The 20791-nt window shown below is 69.9% G+C and carries 14 protein-coding genes and 1 pseudogene; 6 read left to right on the forward strand and 9 right to left on the reverse strand.

Annotated elements, in window-relative coordinates; all coding sequences use genetic code 11:
• The first annotated feature begins 518 nt into the window (after positions 1-518).
• Complete coding sequence (locus tag CG723_RS48700) at positions 519-650, forward strand: hypothetical protein (protein WP_267893724.1); 132 nt, start codon at positions 519-521, stop codon at positions 648-650.
• 12 nt (positions 651-662) lie between these two features.
• Here the strand turns inward: CG723_RS48700 and CG723_RS46390 are convergent.
• Positions 663-782: pseudogene (locus CG723_RS46390) on the reverse strand (ATP-binding protein); the annotation flags it as partial.
• A 400-nt stretch (positions 783-1182) separates the two neighbouring features.
• Here CG723_RS46390 and CG723_RS23650 point away from each other — a divergent pair.
• Positions 1183-1746 (forward strand): MarR family winged helix-turn-helix transcriptional regulator, encoded by a 564-nt coding sequence (locus CG723_RS23650; RefSeq protein ID WP_234374475.1) that lies wholly within the window; start codon positions 1183-1185, stop codon positions 1744-1746.
• The gene (locus CG723_RS23655) at positions 1739-4306 is read left to right on the forward strand and encodes an MFS transporter (protein ID WP_199841863.1); all 2568 of its coding nucleotides are present in this window, start codon (positions 1739-1741) and stop codon (positions 4304-4306) included. The genes CG723_RS23650 and CG723_RS23655 overlap by 8 nt, the downstream gene beginning before the upstream one ends.
• Before the next feature lie 156 nt (positions 4307-4462).
• Here CG723_RS23655 and CG723_RS23660 read toward each other — a convergent pair whose 3' ends face one another.
• The 8 genes from CG723_RS23660 to CG723_RS23695 form a co-directional block, all read right to left on the reverse strand.
• Positions 4463-5500: an aldo/keto reductase gene (locus CG723_RS23660; RefSeq protein ID WP_100595474.1), complete on the reverse strand. Its 1038-nt coding sequence runs from the start codon at positions 5498-5500 to the stop codon at positions 4463-4465.
• On the reverse strand, positions 5497-9333 hold the full coding sequence (locus CG723_RS23665; protein WP_100595475.1) for an ABC transporter ATP-binding protein: 3837 nt from the start codon (positions 9331-9333) through the stop codon (positions 5497-5499). The genes CG723_RS23660 and CG723_RS23665 overlap by 4 nt, the downstream gene beginning before the upstream one ends.
• Positions 9330-10667, reverse strand: a complete 1338-nt coding sequence (locus CG723_RS23670) for an LLM class flavin-dependent oxidoreductase (protein ID WP_100595570.1) — start codon at positions 10665-10667, stop codon at positions 9330-9332. Before CG723_RS23670 ends, CG723_RS23665 begins: the two co-directional genes overlap by 4 nt.
• A 122-nt stretch (positions 10668-10789) precedes the next feature.
• Positions 10790-11581 carry an ABC transporter ATP-binding protein gene (locus CG723_RS23675; RefSeq protein ID WP_100595476.1) on the reverse strand — a complete coding sequence of 264 codons (792 nt, stop codon included), beginning with the start codon at positions 11579-11581 and terminating at the stop codon, positions 10790-10792.
• Complete coding sequence (locus CG723_RS23680; RefSeq protein ID WP_234374476.1) at positions 11557-12447, reverse strand: ABC transporter permease; 891 nt, start codon at positions 12445-12447, stop codon at positions 11557-11559. The genes CG723_RS23675 and CG723_RS23680 overlap by 25 nt, the downstream gene beginning before the upstream one ends.
• Positions 12444-13508 (reverse strand): ABC transporter substrate-binding protein, encoded by a 1065-nt coding sequence (locus CG723_RS23685; RefSeq protein ID WP_100595477.1) that lies wholly within the window; start codon positions 13506-13508, stop codon positions 12444-12446. Before CG723_RS23685 ends, CG723_RS23680 begins: the two co-directional genes overlap by 4 nt.
• Positions 13509-13545: 37 nt before the next feature.
• Positions 13546-14061, reverse strand: coding sequence for a flavin reductase family protein (locus CG723_RS23690; RefSeq protein ID WP_100595478.1), 516 nt, complete (start codon positions 14059-14061; stop codon positions 13546-13548).
• A gap of 343 nt (positions 14062-14404) precedes the next feature.
• Positions 14405-15661: an ROK family transcriptional regulator gene (locus CG723_RS23695; RefSeq protein ID WP_100595479.1), complete on the reverse strand. Its 1257-nt coding sequence runs from the start codon at positions 15659-15661 to the stop codon at positions 14405-14407.
• 691 nt (positions 15662-16352) lie between these two features.
• Here CG723_RS23695 and CG723_RS23700 point away from each other — a divergent pair.
• The 3 genes from CG723_RS23700 (at position 16353) to CG723_RS23710 (ending at position 20567) form a co-directional block, all read left to right on the forward strand.
• Positions 16353-17585 carry an ROK family transcriptional regulator gene (locus tag CG723_RS23700; RefSeq protein WP_100595480.1) on the forward strand — a complete coding sequence of 411 codons (1233 nt, stop codon included), beginning with the start codon at positions 16353-16355 and terminating at the stop codon, positions 17583-17585.
• 452 nt (positions 17586-18037) lie between these two features.
• Positions 18038-18982 carry a TauD/TfdA dioxygenase family protein gene (locus CG723_RS23705; protein ID WP_100595481.1) on the forward strand — a complete coding sequence of 315 codons (945 nt, stop codon included), beginning with the start codon at positions 18038-18040 and terminating at the stop codon, positions 18980-18982.
• A 604-nt stretch (positions 18983-19586) separates the two neighbouring features.
• Positions 19587-20567, forward strand: a complete 981-nt coding sequence (locus tag CG723_RS23710) for a TauD/TfdA dioxygenase family protein (RefSeq protein ID WP_100595482.1) — start codon at positions 19587-19589, stop codon at positions 20565-20567.
• The last annotated feature ends 224 nt before the right edge of the window (positions 20568-20791 follow it).

The following is a 20791-nucleotide window of genomic DNA, read 5'->3' on the forward strand; positions in this document are numbered from 1 at the left end:
GGCACCTGCTGATGAGGCGCTGATCCGTGTGGTTCCGAATACTGCCAAGCAGGCCAGAGCGGCCGCGGCAGTCACCGCGTGGATGCTGCGCTTTGGCATGTGATCCCGTTCCTCTGCCGACATCGGCGGCGGCCACTGACGGGACCAGGCCGCGACGGATTGGGCGGAACGCGCGTTTTCGACGGTACCGGGTGGCGCGTTCGGGTGCACGCGGAGCGCTCACAACCCGTAACCCCCGGCTCGTCCGACACGATGGGACGCGCGCCGCATCACCCGGCCCGACCCGCACGAATCGCCGGACCGCCCCGCGTCGGCGCGAGGTCTGCTCCCGGTATCGGGTCGACCGAGTCCGTCCCCCTTCCGCCTCGTCACAGTCACCATGGCCCCACCGTCGGATCCTCAGCCGGCAACCGGGTGGACGTGGAGGCCGTCGGCCGACGCGTCGACGCCACGGCCGACGAGCTGGTACCGCGCGTCTGGGGCACCCCACGCGGGGCGCCTGGGCGAGGCGGAGGGTCGTGATGTGGGCGCCGGCGGCGTCCGTGCTCCTCGGGGCCTGGTACCTGACCACCCGCACCAAGGGCCTGGTCTGGCCCTCCCCCGCCCCGGTCGGGCGCATCTTCCCCGATGGGAGCCGCCGCCGGGCCTGACTCCTCGGAGACCTAGGGAAGCGCCTGTTCGGCCCAGATCACCTTGCCCTGGGGCGTGTACCGGGTGCCCCAGTGCTCGGCGATCTGCGACATCAGGAACAGGCCGCGGCCGCCCTCGTCCATCGTCGCGGCCCGGGAGGCGGTGGAGCAGGCCAGCGAGGACGACGCGGTCGGCATCGTTGAACGCGGGCTTGCCGACCTGCCGCTGCAGGACCAGCAACTGGTGCCGCAGCGCCAGTATTTCGATGTCCTTCTCCCGGACACTCATAGGCACCAGGTTCAGGAACGCGACGGTGGTCGTCGCGGTGAGGTAGGCCAGGCGCGGCCCTGAAGCCGCAGCTCAGCGTGGGTGACCGGGGTTGTGGGTCGGCACCCTCGGGCTTCTCGCGTCGGCTCCTTCGCTACCGGCGCATCAGGCTGCCACGTGCGCCGGGTCGTGCATCCGAGGCCCCGTACCGGACACCGTTCCGGGCCGTCTACACTCACTTGGTAGCTACAAGCAATAAAATGTGAGTGGAACAGGGGGCGGGTAATGGACAAGGGGACGGTCCGTGACCGCGCAGCGGGGGAACACAGGACAACCGGGGACACCGGGGTCGCGAGTGCCGAGGAGGCCGGGGCGGGACTGGGGAGCCAGATCGTGCGCTTCACCCGGCTGGTCGCGGCGCGCAGGCACCAGACCAAGCTGGAGCAGGGCGCCGGTGAGCGTGTCCTGCTGGCCCGGCTCGTACGGGACGGGGAGCAGCGGGCTACCGATCTGGCCGCCGAGACCTTCCTCGACCTGTCGACGGTCAGCCGTCAGGTCCGCTCCATGGTGGAGCGCGGCCTGATCGAGCGGCGGCCCGACCCGGAGGACCGGCGCGGCACGCTGCTGCACGCGACCGAGTCCGGCAGGGCGGTGTACGAGAAGAACCGCCGGCAGCGCGACGCGCAGCTGGCAGAGCTCCTCGACCCCTGGCCCCCCGAGGACCGGTATCAGCTGATCCGGCTGATGACACGCCTCAACGACGACCTGGTAGTGCATCAACAGCAACGCCACGGCGACGGGACTCAGCCCGAAGCCGGGGCGCAGCAGGGAGCAAGCAAGCATGAGTGAGGCCGTGTCGGCGCCGCGCCGAGACACCGCTAAGCACACGGAGGCGACACCCGCTTCCTCCGGCGGTGGCCTGAGCCACCGCCAGATCCTGACCATTCTGAGCGGTCTGATGCTGGGCATGTTCCTGGCCGCGCTCGACCAGACCATCGTCTCCACCTCGATCCGCACCATCGCGGACGACCTGCACGGCCTCAGCCAGCAGGCGTGGGCGACGACGGCGTACCTGATCACCTCGACGATCGCGACGCCGCTCTACGGCAAGCTGTCCGACCTGCACGGCCGCAAGCCCTACTTCCTGGGCGCGATCAGCATCTTCATCGTCGGCTCGGCGGCGTGCACGTTCTCGACGTCGATGACCGAACTCGCCGCGTTCCGCGCCCTGCAGGGCATCGGTGCCGGTGGCCTGATGTCCCTCGCCCTCGCGATCATCGGCGACATCGTGCCGCCCCGCGAACGGGCCCGCTACCAGGGCTACATGCTCGCCACCTTCGCCACCTCCAGCGTCGCGGGGCCGCTCATCGGCGGCTTCCTCGCCGGTCAGGACAGCATTCTGGGCGTCGTCGGCTGGCGCTGGGTGTTCCTGGTGAACGTGCCGATCGGCATCATCGCGCTCTTCGTCGTCGCCAAGGTCCTCAACATCCCGCACACCCGCCGCGCCCGGCGGATCGACTGGTGGGGCGCGTTCACCATCGCGCTCGGCGTCGTGCCGCTGCTCCTGGTGGCCGAGCAGGGCCGCGAGTGGGGCTGGGACTCGTCCAGGTCCCTTTCCTGCTACGGCATCGGCGTCGTCGGCATCATCTCCTGGATCCTCGTCGAGCGCCGGATGGGCGACGACGCGCTGATCCCGATGCGCCTGTTCCGCAACGCGATCTTCAGCAAGACCAGCCTGCTGTCCGTCCTCATCGGCGCGGGCATGTTCGGCGGAATGCTGATGATCCCGCAGTACTTGCAGATCGTGAAGGGCGCGAGCCCCACCAAGTCCGGTCTCGAGATGCTGCCGCTGATGCTCGGCATGATCATCGCGTCCATCGTCTCCGGCCAGATCACCGCGAAGACGGGCCGCTACAAGATCTTCCCGACCATCGGCACCGTCCTCATGGTCACGGCGCTGCTGCTCTTCCACTTCAAGGTCCAGTGGGACACTCCGCTGTGGGAGAGCATGGTCTACATGCTCGTCTTCGGCCTCGGCCTCGGCGGCTGCATGCAGACCCTGGTGCTCGCCGTGCAGAACGCCGTGCCGCCGCAGGACATGGGCGTGGCGACCGCGTCGTCCACGTTCTTCCGGCAGATGGGCGCCACCGCCGGTACGGCCATCTTCCTGTCGGTGCTGTTCTCGAACGTCGGCGACAAGATCTCCTCGGCGTTCAGGTCGGCCGCCGGGACGCACCAGTTCCAGTCCGCGCTGCACGACCCGGCGGTCCTGTCCGACCCGGCCAACAAGCCGGTCCTCGACATGCTGCAGCACCCCGGCGCGGGCGGCGGCAGCTCCGACGTACTGAGCGACTCGTCGTTCATCCAGCACCTGGACCCGCGCCTGGCCGAGCCCTTCAAGCAGGGGTTCGCCGACTCCATGCACGTGGTGTTCCTTATCGCGGCGGGCGTGATCGCGGTCGCGTTCCTCATGGTTCTGTGGACCAAGGAGGTCCCGCTGCGCAAGATGTCGGGCCTTGAGGCGCGGGCGGCGGAGGAGGGCGGCACCGCTTCGGATGCCGCCGCCGAGGCGCCCGTGACGGCGATGGCTGACACGGCGGAGGCGGTGGAGGCGGCCCCGGTCGCCTCGCTCGCCACCGCCCTCGCGGACGAACCCGCCTCAGGTGTCCGCGGCCACATCCGCGACATCGCGGGATCGCCCGTGGCGGGCGCCGTGGTCACGCTGATCGACCTGCGCGGCAGCCAGCTCGGCCGTACGACGACGCAGGCGGACGGCCGTTACGCGGTCGCCGCGCCCGCCGAGGGAACGTACGTCCTAATCGCCTCCGGCGGTGCCCGGCAGCCGCAGGCCACCACCATCACGGTGGCCGACGGCCTGGTCGACTTCGACCTGGTGCTCTCCGGCACGGCCGGCCTGACCGGCACGGTCCTGGCCAGCCCCGACGACCGGCCGCTGCCCGGCGCCCTGGTCACCGCGACCGACGTGCGCGGCGAGGTCGTCGCCTCCGCAGCGGCCGACCACACCGGCGAATTCGGCATCGCCGACCTGTCCTCCGGCAACTACACCCTCGTGGTCAGCGCCCCCGGACACCGTCCGGCGGCCCTGCCGGCCGAGGTCACGGGCGGCACCGCCAACCGCTACGAGATCCGCCTCGCCCCTGGCGCCCACGTCCACGGCACCGTCCGCAACCGCGCGGGCCACCCGGTCGACGACGCCCGGGTCACGCTCCTCGACGCGGCGGGCAACACGGTCGCCACGACGGTCACCGACGCGCACGGCGCCTACGCGTTCAACGACCTGGACACCGGCCACTACACCGTGATCGCCAGCGGATACGCGCCCCAGGCCGTGCCGCTGCGGGTGAGCGGCGAGGGCGAGAAGGACGCGGACGTGAATCTGGGGCACTGACCGACACAGGTGCCCGAAGCGAACGCGATCTGCGAGCGAGTCGTGGGGTACGTGCCGCCCCTGCCGTCAACCTTGGCCGCCCGGCTGGGCGGCCAAGGGCATCGGCACAACCGATCAGGAAGCGTTGTCGACGGACTGTGCCTCGCCATTGCTGCGTCAGTTCGGTGAACGGCGGCGCAGCGCGGAGTCGGTGAGCGAGGGCGGGGTGTAACCACCGTCGCGGGCCGAGAGGTTGGAGCCGGGTGGGACGATCTCGTCGATCCGGTCGAGTACGTCCTGGCTCAGCCGGATCTTGTCCGCGCCCAGCTGGCTCTCCAGCTGTTCGAAGGTACGCGGCCCGATGATCGCCGAGGTGATCGCGGGGTGTTCCAGTACGAAGGCCAAGGCCAGCTGTACGAGGGTGACGCCGGCTTCCTCGGCGAGCAGGGCGAGGGCCTCGGTGGCCGCCAGCTTGGCGGCGTTCTCCGGTGAGGTGATGTCGAAGCGGGCCGCCTGGCGTTCGGCACGGCTGGACGCGGGCTGCCCGGCGCCCTTGCGGTAGCGCCCCGAGAGCCAGCCGCCCGCGAGGGGGCTCCAGGACAGCACGGCGAGACCGTAGCGCTGCGCCACGGGCAGGACCTCGCGTTCGATACCGCGCGCCAGCAGGGAGTACGGGGGCTGCTCGGCCACGACGCGTTCCCGGCCCCGACGCTCAGCGAGCCACTGGCCCTCGACGATGGAGGAGGGTTCGAAGGTGGAGGTGCCGATGTAGCGGATCTTGCCCTGCTGTACCAGGTGGGAGAGCGCGCCGAGCGTCTCGTCGAAGTCGGTGTCGGGCTCGGGGCGGTGCACCTGGTAGAGGTCGATCCAGTCGGTGCCCAGCCGCCGCAGGCTGTTCTCCACCTCACGGATGATCCAACGGCGGCTGTTTCCCTGTTCGTTGGGGTCGCTGCCGAGGCTTCCGTGGAACTTGGTGGCGAGCACGACGTTGTCACGCCGCCCGCCGGACAGGGCCTTGCCGACGATGGTCTCGGACTCGCCCTCGGAGTACACGTCTGCGGTGTCGACGAAGTTGATGCCCGAGTCCAGGGCGTGGTGGATGATCCGGACGCTGTCGACATGGTCCGTGTTGCCCCGTGCTCCGAACATCATGGTGCCCAGGCACAGCGGGCTCACCTTGACGCCGGTGCGTCCGAGATTGCGGTACTCCGTCATCGTGCGTTCTCCTTGACGAGTTCATTGATCTTCAGGTGATCCACCGAGGCGGGGTGCCCGCCCTGCTGGAAGGCCTGCCACAGTTGGTGGTACGGACCCCGCGCGGCGAGGAGTCCGGCATGGGTGCCGTCTTCCACGACGGCTCCGGCGTCGAGGACCACCACCCGGTCGGCGCGGGCGGCGGTGGTCAGGCGGTGGGCGACCACGATGGTCGTACGCCGACGGGCCAGGGCCTCGGTGGCCGCGGCGACCCTGCGTTCCGTGGCCAGGTCGAGCGAGGCGGTGGCCTCGTCGAGCAACAGAACGTCCGGGTCGACGAGTTCGGCCCGGGCAAGGGCCAGGAGCTGGCGTTGCCCGGCGGACAGATTGCGGCCCCGCTCCCCCACGGGCTGCAGGTAGCCCAGCGGCAGCCCGGCGACCATCTCGTGGGCACCGACGGCGCGGGCCGCGGCCTCCACCTCGGCGCGGGTCGCTTCCGGCCACCCGTAGGCGATGGCGTCCCGGACCGTACCGCTGAACAGGTGCGGCTCCTGCGGCACCACCCCCAGCCTTCGGCGCAGACCGGTCAGGTCGAGGTCGCGCAGATCGTGGCCGTCCACCCGGACCGTGCCCGCTGTCGGGTCGTAGAACCGGGCGAGCAGCTTGACGACCGTCGACTTGCCCGCGCCGGTGGCACCGACCAGGGCAACGGTCTCGCCCGGTGCGATGCTCAGGCAGAGTCCGTGCAGTACTTCCCGGCCACCACCGCCCGGGTAGCCGAAGGACACTCCGTCGAACTCGATCTCCCCGCGCAACTTCTCCACCGGCAGGGGGTGTTCAGCGGGTGGGGTGCCTGCCGGGGTCTGCATCAGCGCCCGTAGCCTGCCGAGGCCGACGACGGCCTGCTGGTAGCCGTCGAACACCTGGGAGAGCTGCTGGATCGGCGAGAAGAACAGCTCGACGTAGAGCAGGAAGGCGATCAGGGTGCCCCCGCTCAGCTCTCCCGAGCGGACGTGACCGGCTCCGACGACCAGCACGGCCGCGGTCGACAGTGTGCCCAGGAACTCCACGAACGGGAAGAACGTGCCCATGTAGCGCTGGGCGCGCAGCCGTGAGTCCCTGAAGGCCCAGGCCAGTCGGGCGAAGTCGCGGGCGTTGCGCTGCTCGCGGCGGAAGGCCTGGGTGACGCGGATGGCGGTGACGTTCTCCTGGAGGCAGGCGTTGACGGCGCTGATACGTTCCCTGGCCTCCCGGTAGGCGGGCACCGAGTAGTGCTGGAAGAGGACAGTGGCGCCGGCCAGGAGGGGCAGGACGGCGAGCAGGACCGCGGCGAGGCCGGCGTCGATGATCAGCAGGGTGAGAAGGACACCGAGGATGGTCAGCAGGCTGACGACGGCGGTGATCAGTCCGGTCTGCAGGAAGTTCGACAGGGCGTCCACATCGGTGGTCATCCGGGTCATGATGCGGCCGCCGAGCTCGCGCTCGTAGTAGTCGAGGCCGAGGCGCTGGAGTTGCGCGAAGGTCTTCACGCGCAGGGTGTACAGCAGCCGTTCACCGGTGCGTCCCGTCGTGCGGACTTGGGCCACTCCGATCAGCCAGTTCCCGGCGACGACGAGACCGGCTGCCGCGGCTGCGGCCAGCAGGATGTCTCCGGCGTGCCGGGCGACGCCGTGGTCCACTCCGTGGCGTACGAGGACGGGCACCGCGATCTGTGCGACCGCGTCCAGGGCGACCAGGAGCAGGCCGAGGAGAAGCGGGAGACGGAACGGCCGCAGCAGGGTGCCGAGGTGGAAGGCCGGGTCGGCGGCCACGGCCTCCTCGGTGGGCACCCTCGGGTCGGCCGGGGGCAGCGGAAGCCGGGCGAGTGCGGCGATCAGTTCGGGGCTGGGTGGCGCGGAGCTGAGCACTCCGCCACCGGGTCCACCTCGTCCGGGACCCGAGGTGGCTGCCGCCTCGGCCAGGGCCTGGGCGGCCCGGACCGCTGCGCCTTCGTCGGTGTCGCGGCCGAAGTGAGCGGGCCGCTGCCACAGGTGGGAGGTGACTTCGCCGGGCGGTGGTGCGGCGCGTGCCGCTTCCGCCGCCTCGGCCGCATCCGTCGCCGCACCGGTCGAGAGCAGGTCGCGGAACAGGGCCGACCGGTCAAGGAGTTCGTCCAGCGTGCCGGTGTCCGTGATCCTTCCGCCGTCCAGGACGGCGATCCGGTCGGCGAGCTCCAGAGTCGATCTGCGGTGCGCGACGATGAGGGTGGTGCGGCGGCGGGTCGCCTCTCGCAGCCTGGTGTGGATCTCGGCTTCCACTCGGGCGTCGATGGCCGATGTGGCGTCGTCGAGGACGAGCACGGCAGGGTCGCCGACCAGGGCTCGGGCGAGTGCCAGCCGCTGCCGCTGACCGCCGGAGAGCGTGAGGCCCTGTTCGCCTACGACGGTGTCGTACCCGTTGGGCATCCGTTCGATGAACTCGTCGGCCCTGGCGATCGCGGCGGCGGCCCGTATCTGCTCATCGGTGGCGTCCGGGACGCCGTAGGCGATGTTCGCCCGCACCGTGTCCGAGAGCAGCAGGCTCTCTTCGAAGACGAAGCCGATACGGGAACGCAGCGACTCCAGAGTGAGGTCGCGTACGTCGACGCCTCCCACCCGTACCGAACCGGACGGCACGTCGTAGAAGCGGGGCAGCAGAGCCGCGGCGGTCGACTTCCCGGAGCCGGCCGGACCGATCAGGGCGACCGCCTCGCCGGGGCGCACATCGAGGGTGAAGCCGTGCAGCAGCGGTTCGCCGTCCCCGTATCCGAAGGTGACGTTCTGCCAGGACAGTGGCGCAGGGCGGTCGGGCAGTTCCTGCGCACCTGGCGCGTCGGTGATCAGCGGGGCCTCGTCGACGACCTCCAGGACCCGTTCGGCCCCGGCCCGTGCCTGTTGCCAGACGGTGAGCAGGGTCGCCACCTGGCGTACGGGCGTGACGAAGGAGCCGAGATAGGTGGTGAAGGCGAGGAAGGTGCCCAGCGAGATCCGGCCGTGCAGGGCCATCCAGCCACCGAGGGCCAGTACGGCGACCTGGCCGAGGGCGGGGACCGCCTGGAGGGCCGGGTTGTAGCGGCTGGTGAAGCGGACCACCCGCAGCCGGGAGGAGAACAGCCGGCGGGCGCGTTCCTCAAGGCCGGTCAGTTCCCGTGCCTCCTGGCCGAATCCCTTCACCACGCGGACGCCGGTCACAGTCGCCTCGACCCTCGAGGCGACCTCGGCGGCCTCCATCTGGGCGTGCCAGTTGGCGGGGAAGAGGTCGCGGCGGCTGCGCAGGGCGATCAGCCAGAGCACCGGGCCGACGATCAGCGCCACCACGGTCAGCGGCGGGGACAGCAACGCCATGAAGACCAGCGAGAAGAGGAACATCAGGGCGTTGCCCGTGAGGTTGGGCAGGAACTGCAGCAGGGTCTGGATCAGTGTGATGTCGGAGATGGACCGGCTCACCACCTGCCCGGTGCGCAGATCGTCCTGCTGTGCGCCGCCGAGGCGCAGCAGAGCCGCGAAGGCGTCGTTACGGAGGTCGTACTGCACACCGAGGGAGAGCCTGCCGGAGCGGTAGCGGCGGGTGAAAGCCGCCGCGAAGCGGACGGCGCCGAGTCCGGCGAGCAGGATGGTCCAGGGAGCGAGCGAAGCGGTGGTGCCCGCCGCCACCCCGTCCACCACATGGCGCAGGACGAGGGGCAGTGTGGCGGTGGCGACGGCGGCCACAGCGGCGGCGCCGAAGGCGAGCAGGAGGTCGGCGCGGTGGCGCAGGCAGTACCCCAGCAGCCGCCGGGCCCACCGGGCCCAAGGCTGCTGGGGCGTACTGGTTTCCTGGGATGGACAGTCCGTCACCGGGCCGCCGCCAGGGCGATGCCGGTGTGCCCCTCGCCGGCGTCGACGGTGTCGAACAGCCGGTTGGCGGGGCGCGGGAGTCCGTAGTGCTCACGCAATGTGGAGCCGGTGTACTCGGTACGGAACAGGCCCCGTTCCTGGAGGATCGGCACCACCCGGTCCACGAAGACCTCCAGGCCGGACGGGAGCACGGCGGGCATGATGTTGAAGCCGTCCGCCGCACCGCTGTCGTACCAGTGCTCGATGGTGTCCGCGACCTGCTCCGCCGTACCGGCGAAGGTGCGGTGGCCGCGGCCGCCGCCGAGCCGCCCGATGAGCTGACGCACGGTCAGCCGCTCGCGCCTTGCCAGCTCCACGATGAGCGTGTAGCGGCTCTTGGCGCCCTCGATCTCCTCCTCGGTGGGAATGTCGTCGGGGAGTTCCGCATCGAGGTCCAGATCGTCGGGGGCGATCTTCAACCGCTGGGCGAGCTGCCGCTTTGCGTACTCGGGAACGATCAGCCGGTCGAGCTCGGCGTCCAGCTCCAGCGCCTGCGCCTCGGTGTCGCCGATGACGGGGACAATGCCGGGGAGGATCTTGATGCCGTCCGGATCGCGGCCGAGTGTCCGTGCGCGCTGCTTGACGTCCTTGTAGAAGGTGATTCCCTCCTCCAGGGTCTGCTGCGCGGTGAACACTGCTTCCGCGTACCGGGCGGCGAAGTCCTTGCCGTCCTCACTGGAACCTGCCTGGACGAGCAACGGGTAGCCCTGTGGCGGACGTTGTACGTTCAGGGGTCCGTCGACCCGGAAGAACTCGCCGGTGTGGTCGATGCGACGGACCCGCTCGGCCAGGGCATGTACGCCGCTTTCCTTGTCGGCGATCACCGCGTCGTCCGCCCAGCTGTCCCACAGCTTGGTGGAGACCTCGACGAACTCCCCGGCACGCCGGTAGCGGTCCGCATGCAGGGGCGTGTCGTCGAGGCCGAAGTTACGGGCCGCGTCGGCGCCCGCGGTGGTGACGATGTTCCAGCCGGCCCGGCCGCCCGAGACATGGTCCAACGAGGCGAACCGGCGGGCCAGGTTGTACGGCTCGTTGTAGCTGGTGGAGGCGGTGGCGATGAGGCCGATGTGCCGGGTGGCCCCCGCCAGCGCGGTGAGCAGGACTGTGGGCTCCAGCTTGGCCGCCGGCCGTCGGCCGGGGTCCCCCATCAGGACGGGGCTGTCAGCCAGGAACAGCGAGTCCAGCTTGCCGCGTTCGGCGATCCGGGCCAGGTTCTTGTAGTGCTCGATGTCCGAGTTCGCCTCTGCCGGACTCTCGGGAAGCCGCCAGGAGGCCTCGTGGTGACCGGTGGACATCAGGAACGCGTTCAGGTGCAGCGGCTTGCGGCCGGACTCGCGCCCCGTGTGCGGCCTGCTCTCGGATTCCGCCTGCGCTTCCGTCCGGTCTTCTGTCTTGCGTGCCATGGGGCTTCGTCTCCTCAAGAGGTGGTGGGCTGGTGCTGCGCCACACCGAGGGCGGCGAGCAGCGTGTCGCGGTATTCCTGGAAGCGGGGTTCGCGCGGGGACCGCGGGGTGGGCAGGTCGACGGCGAGGTCCACGGAGATGCGGCCGTCGTCCAGGACCAGCACCCGGTCGGCGAGTTCCACTGCCTCGTCGACGTCATGGGTGACCAGCAGCACGGCGGGGCGGTGTCGCTCGTACAGCTCGCGCAGCAGTCCGTGCATTTTGATCCGCGTGAGGGCGTCCAGGGCGCCGAACGGCTCGTCGGCCAGGAGCAGTTCGGGATCACGGACCAGGGCGCGGGCGAGCGCGGCGCGCTGCTGCTCACCGCCGGACAGTTCATGCGGCCAGGAGCGCTCGCGGCCCTCCAGGCCGACTTCGGCCAGGGCTGTCAGACCGCGCTCTTGGGACCCGGGACCGCGCAGGCCCAGGACGACGTTGTCCAGTACCCGGAGCCAGGGCAGCAGCCTGGAGTCCTGGAAGGAGAGCGAGACCCGCTCGGGGACGATGAGTTCGCCGGAGCCTTCCACCGTATGGTCGAGGCGGGCGACGGCCCGCAGCAGCGTGGACTTGCCCGAGCCGCTGCGGCCGAGGAGTGCCGTGAACTCGCCCGGCGCCAGGGTGAGATCGAGTTCCTTCAGTACGATCCGGTCCCCGAACTTCCGTACCAGGCCGGTCGTCCGTACCGCGAGCCGGTCGCCGCCGTGGTCCTCGCTCCCCGATCCGGTCGCGGGCCGGATCTCGGTCAGCCCGCCAGAGTGCGTCGCCATGACAGGACCCTCCTCTCGATCGCGCGTACCGCCGCGTCCGAGGCGAAGCCGAAGATCCCGTAGGCCACCAGCCCCACGATGATCACGTCGGACTGGGCGTACTGCTGGGCCTGGAACATCATGTAGCCGATGCCCTGGGTGGCGTTGATCTGCTCGACCACGATCAGGCCGAGCCAGGACGCTGTGACGCCGAGGCGCAGGCCGACGAAGAAGCCCGGCAGCGAGCCCGGGACGACGACCTTGCGGATGAACTGCCATCGGCTCAGGTCGAGTCCCTCGGCAAGCTCCACATACCTGCTGTCGATGCCGGTCAACGAGGCGTAGGTGTTGATGTACATGTTCACCGCGACGCCGAGCGCGATCACGGTGACCTTCATCTGCTCGCCGATGCCCAGCCAGAGGATGAGCAGCGGAAGCATCGCCAGGGACGGAATGGCCCGCTTGACCTGGAGCGTGCCGTCGAGGAGGTACTCCCCCGTACGGTTCAGCCCGGCCGCCACGGCCAGGATCACCCCTGCTGCCACACCGAAGAACAGGCCGAGCCCGGCGCGCTGCAGCGAGACGAGCACGTTGTCCTGGAGCCGGCCGGTGGAGACCAGGTCCGCCGCGGTGGACAGCACGGTCCCTGGTCCGGACAGGATCCGGGGGTCGAGATAGCCGACGGCCGACGCCGCCCACCACACGGCGATCAGCAGTGCCGGGCCGATCAGCCGGCCGAAGGGCACGGACCGGCCTGGGCCCAGGCGCCTGCGAGTACCACGGGCGGCTTGCGGGACCGTACCTTTTGCCGGCTTGAGACGACTCGTCGCTTCGGCGGTCGTTGCCACCGGGCTCTCCAGCCGTGCGTTCGACAGCATCTCCGTCATGACGCCACCCGGTACGTGGCCGGTACGGCCTTCGCCGCCAGCCCCTCGAAGCGGCGGTCGAACAGCTCGGAGGCGTCCTGCTTGGGCACGAAACCGCCATCGGCCAGCAGATCGGCGGTCTCCTGCTCCCACTCGATCGCCTTGTCCCAGCTCACCGGGAACTGCGGCTTGCGGAGGGAGGCGACGATGCGTTTGCCGTCCTCCTTGGAGACGCCCTGGTCCTTCACGTAGTACGTGTCGATCCATTCGTCGGTGTTCTCCCACGCCCACACCAGTCCGCGGGACCACAGCGGGATGAAGTTGCGGACGGCCGCGACCTTCGCCGGGTCGTCCAGCACCTCGGTCGGTGCCCACAGCACGGTCAGCAGGTCCACGACATCGGCCTTCACACCGCGGGCGCCGTCCTTGCCGTACTGGCCGAGGTACTTGGTGAGAGTCGGCTCGCCGAGTGGGGCCACATCGACCTGATTGGACTGCAGAGCGGTCAGGAACTGGGTGCTGGGCAGTGCGACCAGCTCTACCTCGCTGTTGCGCAGCCCCGCCTTCTTCAGGGCCCGCAGTACGACGACACCCTGCGCCTGGCCCTGGGAGAAGCCGATCTTCTTGCCGCGAAAGTCCTCGACCGCCCTGATGTCGGAACCCGCGGCGGTGGCAAAGACGTAGGAGGGTTTTTTCCGCACCTGTACCGCGACGATCTTCGCATCGACACCGATGGCGTGGGCCTGGATCGGCGGAATTCCGGCATTGGTCGCCAGATCGATGGAATGCGCACGGAATCCCTGGATGACGTCGGGGCCGGCGCTCAGATTGGGCCACTGCGAGACAGTGAACTTCAATTCCTTTTTGAGCCCGGCAGGTCCCAGCTGAAGTTGTGTGGAATGGACCGCGATCGACAGCTTGGTACCGGGCGGCGGTGACCCCGTAGGCAACCTTCCGGCAGGTTTCGCCTCGGCGGCAGTTCTGGTCTGCGGAGCGCAGGCTGCGAGGCTGAGTATCGTCCCGCCGGCGAGGGCCATGAATGACCTGCGCCCGACGGATGTGTGCGCGAAATTACGTGACATGGCAGATTCCTGATCGATGGGCAGCTGAAGGGAATGCTCAGACGGCGAGGTAGGAACCGTCGTGGAACAGGAGTGGGCTGCGCCCCTCGTCGAGCCAGGAGTCCACGACCCGGGCGATGACGATCCGGTGGTCGCCCGCCGGGACGAGCTGCTCGATGTCAAGCCGCATCCAGCCGGCAACACCGTCGAGGACCGGCTCACCCTGCGGCAGTCGCCGCCAGTTGGTCGGCGCCGCGAACCGGTCGATGCCGCTGGTGGCGAACGTGGTGGCCAGTGCCTGCTGGTCGGCGCCGAGGAAGTTGACCACGGCGGAGGCGGACCGCTCGACATGAGGCCAGGAGGAAGTGGTGGTCCCGATGGCGAAGGAGACCAGCGGCGGATCGAGCGACAAAGAGGTGAGTGAGGTGGCGGTGAAGCCGACCGGCCCGAGGCCGGCGTCCGCGGTGACGACGACGACACCGGCGGGATACCTGCGAAATGCCTGTTTGAACCGCCCCGGCGCAATACCCGTAGCGGAGGATGTCGCGGAATGCGAAGACACGGCGACAGTCAACTTCTCTCCCGAGATGGATTGTCGAAAAATGGAATCGGCACGCGAACGGCAAAGCCAGAGCGGGCAGGCCGAGGAGACGAGGCGCGCAGGCGTAGAGAGGTACGCACTACGATGCGGAGCACCCGTGTGAATCAGTCGCTGTTTATCGGCGGCCCGGACAGGGGCGGCAACAGGAACGCCAAGCGAAGACGCCGACCGGCACAGCCGCCCAGCAGCGGCATGCCACTGAGGGCAGGCGCTGGGGAATCCGCTGTCGGCCGGTCATGAATCCATCTTCCCGTTCGGTTCAGGAGTCGGTCAATAATGCAACATTCTGAATTAAGTCGAGACCAGAAAATACTGCTCAGGAGACGGCGGGCAGCGCGGGCCACGAGCCCAGCGGGTCCCCGTACAGCACCCCCAGCGCCACCGCGCCACCGGCGGTGGCCAACACCGATCCGGTGAAACTGCTGGGCACCACGGCTCGTTCGGGGTCGTCGCAGACCCAGGAGCGCTCGGCCACTTCCGCCCGCAGATCGGCGAGGCACTGTGGCAGTCGGCCCGCACCAGGTTCGACGACCACCAGGACCTCGGGGTCGAACATGTCCAGGAGCAGTGCCGCTGCTCTGCCGACGAGCCGCGCCCGACGACGGAAGAGCGCCACCGCCCGCGCCTCACCGGCCAGCGCCTGATCCAGCAGCTGCGTGAACGATCCGGCCGGCAGACCCTGTTCGGCCGCACGCCGCACCATGGCGTGCTCCGACACCTCGGACTGCAAGCACCCGGTCTGCCCGCACGGGCACGGCTCCGCGCCGCCGGAGCCGGCCGACCCGAGCGGCAGGTGAGCCACACTGCCCGCCCCCGAGCGCGGTCCGAGGTGTATGGCGCCTGCAGTGGCGAACGCCGCGTCCACGACCGCACCGACGAACAGGAGCACCGCGCTGGCCCGGGCGGTGGCCACGCCCAGCATCTGCTCGGCGCGCGCCAACGCCCGTGCATGGCTGTCCACTTGGACCTGCAGTCCGGTCGCCGCAGCGAGAACATCACGCACTGGCACATTGCGCCAGCCGAGTTGCGGATGCTCGATGACCAGTCCGGCCTCCGGGTCCACCCGGTGTCCGGTGGCCACCCCCAAACCGAACACCGTCCGTCCAGCCGCATGGGCCGCCAGCAGCCGGGGAAGGCGAGCTGCCAGGTCACCGAGGATCAGCTGCGGTTCGGTGCCTCGGTGCGGCTGGCGGTCCACAGCCAGGATCCGGCCGCGCAGGTCCATGAGGGAGACGGTCGAGTGGGCGACCGCGATATGTGCGCCGGCCACCAGGTAACGGCTGGTGTCGATCTCCAACGGTATGTGGGGCCGCCCCAATCCCTTCGGCCCGGTGACCTGCGCACTCTCGCGGATGAGACCACGGGCCACAAGCCGGCCGGTGTGTCCGGTCACGGATGCGGGTGAAAGGCCGGTGAGCCGGGCGACGGTGGAACGGGCGACCGGGCCGTGGTCGAGAATGGCGCTCAGAACGGACCCAGCGCCGGAGACACGACGGGCCGGTGCAACGGCGGGGATGTCCGAGCGACGCAGCGATGTGGGACCACGACGGGCAGGCGCAGAGAGACTCTTCACGGATGTCTTCCAGGCTCGGTGGCAGCGGGCGATGCGGGTGCGTGCTCCTCTACGGAGCCTTGAGGACAGAACCTGCCGGACTCACGGTCGGCAGAATGTCGCTTCTCCCGATGGAAGGGCGCCCCGCGAAGAGCCGAGCAGGAGAGGTCCCTGGTGGCAGGCCCGCGCGGGCACGGCGTTCAGGCCCGGTGACACGCCGCGGAGCACACACGCTTCAGGTCGACATGACCTCGAGTCGTCAGGTGTGCGGATCGCTGCATGGCCCGGAACGTAGCCGGGACGCCGTTACCCGGTCAAACCACTGACCGCATCCTGGACAGGGATGGAACGGAGATGCCGACTCCGTCCAACTTCGCCTGATCTCTTGCTCCGAAGACGAGGATTCGAACCGCCCACTGCGGCGACGGAGGAGAACTCGCCGGTGACGCCAGTGAGGAAGTAGGTGTCCGTCAAGCGGCGCACGAACGACCTCGAAGACCGGCTGCCATCACGCCGCATGCTCTGGACGGCCGACCGGATTCACAGGACTGCCGTACGCCCGTAACGGAGCACCGTTGACCGCCAGGGGCGGAATTGCGAGCATCGGCGCATGGTCTCTCCGTTCCCGCTCCCGTGCTGTACGGACTCCCACCGCCGCTGAGCGTGCCTCGCTCCGCGGCTCTCTGCCGTCCTACCGTTGAGCGAGGGAGCCATGACCGCCATCTCCGATCATGCCCGGCCGCCGCTACTGGTTGCTCTGCCCGCGCGACCGGAACCGCTGTCCGTCGAGGGCGGCGGCCCGGGCGCCCTGCTGCGTACGCTGCTGCGCGACGGACCCGCCGCGCGCACGGAACTCGTGGCCAGAACCCGGCTCAGCCCGGCCGCGGTGTCGCGCCACACGGCGGAGCTGATCGGGCTCGGGCTGCTGCGCGAACTGCCGCCGCGTGTGAGGCCGCCGCGCGCCGGGCGGCCGCAGGTGCCGGTGGCGATCGACCCCGTCCACCACGTCGCCTGCGGGGTGCACATCGCCCTGGAACACATGACCTTCGCCGTGGTGGATCTGCTGGGCCGGGTCACGGCGCAGCGGCGGCTGCCACATCCGGGCGGGCCGCGGCAGGTGCTGGAGGAGATCGGCAGGCTCCTGCCCGGCTTCCTCGGCCGTCACGCGGCGGGGCGCTCGGTGCTCGGCCTCGGCGTCGTGACCGGTGGTTGGGTCGACGCCGAGCAGGGAACGGTGATCGAGCATGCGCCCCTCGGTTGGCGGGATGTGCCGGTTCGGCGCGTGCTTGGCGCCACGACCAGGTTGCCGGTGCATGTGGACGGGCACGCGCGGGCGCTGGCACACGCCGAGTTGCTCTTCGGCGCGGGGGCAGGGCGCTCGGACCTGGTACAGCTCTTCGTCGGCAATGTGGTGGACGCCGCGATCGCGGCCGGTGGCAGCGTGCTGCGCGGGCGCCGGTCCGGGGCGGGCGATGTGGCCCATCTGCCGCTGGGCCACATCGGTCAGGCCTGCGGGTGTGGTCGTACCGGCTGTCTGCAGACCGCGGTGTCGGAACTTGCCGTGGCCGAGCGTGCCTTCGAGACCGGGACCATCCCCGCGCCGGACTTCGCTCTGCTCCTCGACCGGGCCCGCCAAGGCCACCACGAGGCGCTGCGGGTGCTGCGCGAGAGGCTGCGCACCGTCGGGCGTGCGGCAGCGCTGCTGCTCGATGTCCTCAATCCGGAACTGCTGGTGGTCGTCGAGCGCACGGCGCTGACCTTCCCCGAGCTGCTGCCGGACCTGCACGAGGAGATCGCCGCACACTCGCATCTGTGCGGCGATCCCGAACGGGCCGTCGTCCCCAGCAGTTTCGGACCGCACGTGCTGGCGGTCGCGGCCGGATCGGTCGTGCTCGACGCGGTGTACCGGAGGCCGATGGAGCTGCGCACAGCGCGCTCCGCGTAGCGCCGGCGAGGCGCTGTGCCGACGCGCTGTGCCGACGCCCGGTCGCCGCATGCCGCTCGCCCGCGACGGCCCGTGCTTTCGCAGTGGCGGGCAGATCCCCGGACCGACACGGCCTGCCGCACCCGCAGTCCGTTTCTTCCACGGCGTCGCAAATTATTGTCGCCCCGTCAGGCAGCGCGGAGAATCACCCTATGGATGCGACAGGGAGGGCCACGGCGCGTGACGCCGCCGGACGGGAGACGGTCAACGCCTTCCGCGCCCACCACTTCGCCGGACTGGGCTGTAGTCGGCCCGCCGGCCACGCGCGCTGAGCCGAGCGCCACCGGCACGTTGTCCGTCTCCTGGTTGCTGTTTCCCTTTCCCGCCCCGTAGAGGGCTGCCTTCCTCGTACGCCTCGGTACACCTTCACCAGTCAGCGCACCTGCGTATGCGCCCATTGGAGCTGCCCTGCCATGTCTGCACCCGCCCAGATCGTCCTCGACATCGTCAAGGTCGCCGGGAACATCGGCGCCGAGATACACGGCGTCGACCTCGCCTCCGACCTGCCGGACGACACCGTCGCGGCAATTCGCGCCGCCCTCCTGGAGCACAAGGTCGTCTTCTTCCGCGGTCAGGACCTCGACGAGGCGAGCCATGAGCGCTTCGCCCGCGGCTTCGGCACCCCCACCACCGCGCACCCGACCGTCCCCGCCCTGGAGGGTGCCCCGGCCGTTCTCGACCTGGACTACGGAAAGACCACATCCCGGGCCAACCACTGGCACACGGACGTCACGTTCGTGCAGCGCCCGCCGCTGGGATCCATCCTGCGCGCGGTGACCATCCCGCCCTATGGCGGCGACACCGTGTGGGCCAACACGGCCACGGCGTACGCAAATCTGCCGGAGGAGCTGCGTGCGCTCGCCGACCAGCTGTGGGTGGTGCACTCCAACCAGTACGACTACGCGGCCTACAACCCGGCAGACGACACCGAGGCGGCCAAGCGCCACCGTGCCGTCTTCACGTCGGTCGCGTACGAGACCGAGCACCCGGTGGTACGTGTGCACCCCGAGAGCGGTGAACGGGTGCTGGTGCTCGGCGGTTTCGCGCGCCGGTTCGTGGGCTGGTCCGCGGAGGACTCGCGCGAGTTGCTGCGGCTGTTCCAGTCGTACGTGACAGAGCTGGAGAACACCGTACGGTGGCGCTGGGCCCCTGGCGATGTCGCCTTCTGGGACAACCGCGCCACGCAGCACTACGCGGTGGCCGACTACGGCACTCTCCCCCGCCGCGTGCAGCGGATCACGCTCGCCGGTGATGTCCCGGTGTCGGTGAACGGCACCCACAGCAGGGCCGTCACCGGTGACGACACCACGTACAACACCGCCCTCGCCCTGCCCGATGACGGGGGCGGTAATGCATAGGCCTACGAAAGAGCTCGTCGCCCCCTGGCGCTCGGGCTGTTCCTGCCGGTCGCCACGGCCGGTGGAGTGGACTCCACCGCGGCTACGTCGTCGGACGGCGGCGGCAGCCGGGGCACGGTGACGCTCCGGTCGGCGACCAAGGGAAGAGTCTGCTGACCGCTCTCGAGGTGTCCGACGGCGAGCGCGACAGGTGAAGAACCTGCCGTACAAGGTGCTGTTCCACATCGACAGTGGGCCGGCAACGTTCTCGAGTCCGTGACGGTCGACGCCGACCCGACCAAGCGCGAGGCGCTGCTGGACTTCACCGCACCCTGGGTGAGGGCAACGCGTAGGTCCGCTCCGACCCGGACGCGTGGGTCGACGCCTACTACGTCGAGATTCGCAAGCAGACGCCCCTGGGCGAGCAGGTCTTCCAGACCACGGGCACGACCGCCTACGTCCCCATCGACGACGGCGTCGTCGAGTCCCAGAAGAAGCACGCCGACCTCTGCACCGAGAACGGCCGGCTACCGCAGAAGGTCGACCTCTCCAAGCAGTTCGACCCCTCCGTCGTCACCAACGACTTCAACGCGGCGCTCGCCGCAGCACAGAAGGGCTGACCACCATGACCTCGACCATCTCGTCGAAGCCGACGACCTCCACCGCGACCGCACGCCCCGCCTCCGGCCACACCGGCGCCGACATCTCCGGCGTCGACCTCTCCAAGCCCCTCTCCGACGGCGACCTGGCCGTCATCAAGGAGGCGCTGCACCGCTGGAAGGTCGTCTTCTTCCGCGGCCAGGACCTCGACCACGCCTCGCAGATCGCCTTCGCCCGGCAGTTCGGCGACCTGACCTATGCCCACCCGCACGACGACACCCCGCCGGAGGACCACCCCGAGATCTTCACCATCGACCCGCGCCGCTACGAGGAGCGCTACGGCAAGGGGTTCCGCGAGGCCACGAAGAAGCGCCGCTACAGCTACTTCTCCGGCTGGCACACCGATGTCACCGCTTCCGTCAACCCGCCCGCCGGATCGATCCTGCGCGCCGAAACCGTCCCCGAGTTCGGCGGCGACACCCAGTGGACCAACCTGGTCGCCGCGTACGAAGGCCTGTCCGCCCCGGTACGTGCCTTCGTCGACACGCTGCGCGCCGAGCACCGCTACGGCGGCGCCGAGAAGCCCACAGGCGACAGCGCCTACGCCCGCCGTGTGAACGACAACCTGCTGGTCGCCGTCCACCCGGTGGTCCGCGTCCACCCCGAGACCGGGGAGCGCGCGCTCTTCGTCAACCCCGGCTTCACCAGCCACATCGTCGACGTGACCCCGAGCGAGAGCCGCACCATCCTCAACCTGCTCTACGAGGAGATCACTCGCCCCGAGTACACCGTCCGCTTCCGCTGGGAGCCCGGCAGTGTCGCCTTCTGGGACAACCGGGCCACCGCCCACCTCGCCCCGCGCGACATCGAGCACCTGAACGTCGAGCGCCGTCTGCACCGCGTCACGTTGATCGGTGAACTCCCGGTCGGCCCCGACGGGCAGGAGTCCGAACTGGTCGCGGGCAAGCCATTCACCGCCGACCACCGGGTGGTCGTCGGTACCTGAGGCGCTGCCGACCGTCGCCGCGCCGTCCTCCGTAAAGGGCGGCGCGGCGCCGCAGCCGCATCCGTCGGGACTGGTCGGCGTGGCCGAACTGCAGCGCGTGGTATTCGGACGCCGGTGAGCACGGTCTGGGTGCCGGCGGCGCACAGGATCTGGTCGAAAGCGATGAACCAGGCGGCGCCACTGCCCGCGGCGCCTCGAACCGATCACCGATCCCGAACAAGTCA

The organism is Streptomyces sp. CB01635, assembly GCF_002803065.1.
Lineage (GTDB): Bacteria > Actinomycetota > Actinomycetes > Streptomycetales > Streptomycetaceae > Streptomyces.

Coding starts and splice junctions, on each gene's coding strand:
- CG723_RS23650 (WP_234374475.1), top strand. CDS start 1,183: ATGGACAAGGGGACGGTCCGTGACCGCGCAGCGGGGGAACACAGGACA.
- CG723_RS23655 (WP_199841863.1), top strand. CDS start 1,739: ATGAGTGAGGCCGTGTCGGCGCCGCGCCGAGACACCGCTAAGCACACG.
- CG723_RS23660 (WP_100595474.1), bottom strand. CDS start 5,500: ATGACGGAGTACCGCAATCTCGGACGCACCGGCGTCAAGGTGAGCCCG.
- CG723_RS23670 (WP_100595570.1), bottom strand. CDS start 10,667: ATGTCCACCGGTCACCACGAGGCCTCCTGGCGGCTTCCCGAGAGTCCG.
- CG723_RS23675 (WP_100595476.1), bottom strand. CDS start 11,581: ATGGCGACGCACTCTGGCGGGCTGACCGAGATCCGGCCCGCGACCGGA.
- CG723_RS23680 (WP_234374476.1), bottom strand. CDS start 12,447: ATGACGGAGATGCTGTCGAACGCACGGCTGGAGAGCCCGGTGGCAACG.
- CG723_RS23685 (WP_100595477.1), bottom strand. CDS start 13,508: ATGTCACGTAATTTCGCGCACACATCCGTCGGGCGCAGGTCATTCATG.
- CG723_RS23700 (WP_100595480.1), top strand. CDS start 16,353: ATGACCGCCATCTCCGATCATGCCCGGCCGCCGCTACTGGTTGCTCTG.
- CG723_RS23705 (WP_100595481.1), top strand. CDS start 18,038: ATGTCTGCACCCGCCCAGATCGTCCTCGACATCGTCAAGGTCGCCGGG.
- CG723_RS23710 (WP_100595482.1), top strand. CDS start 19,587: ATGACCTCGACCATCTCGTCGAAGCCGACGACCTCCACCGCGACCGCA.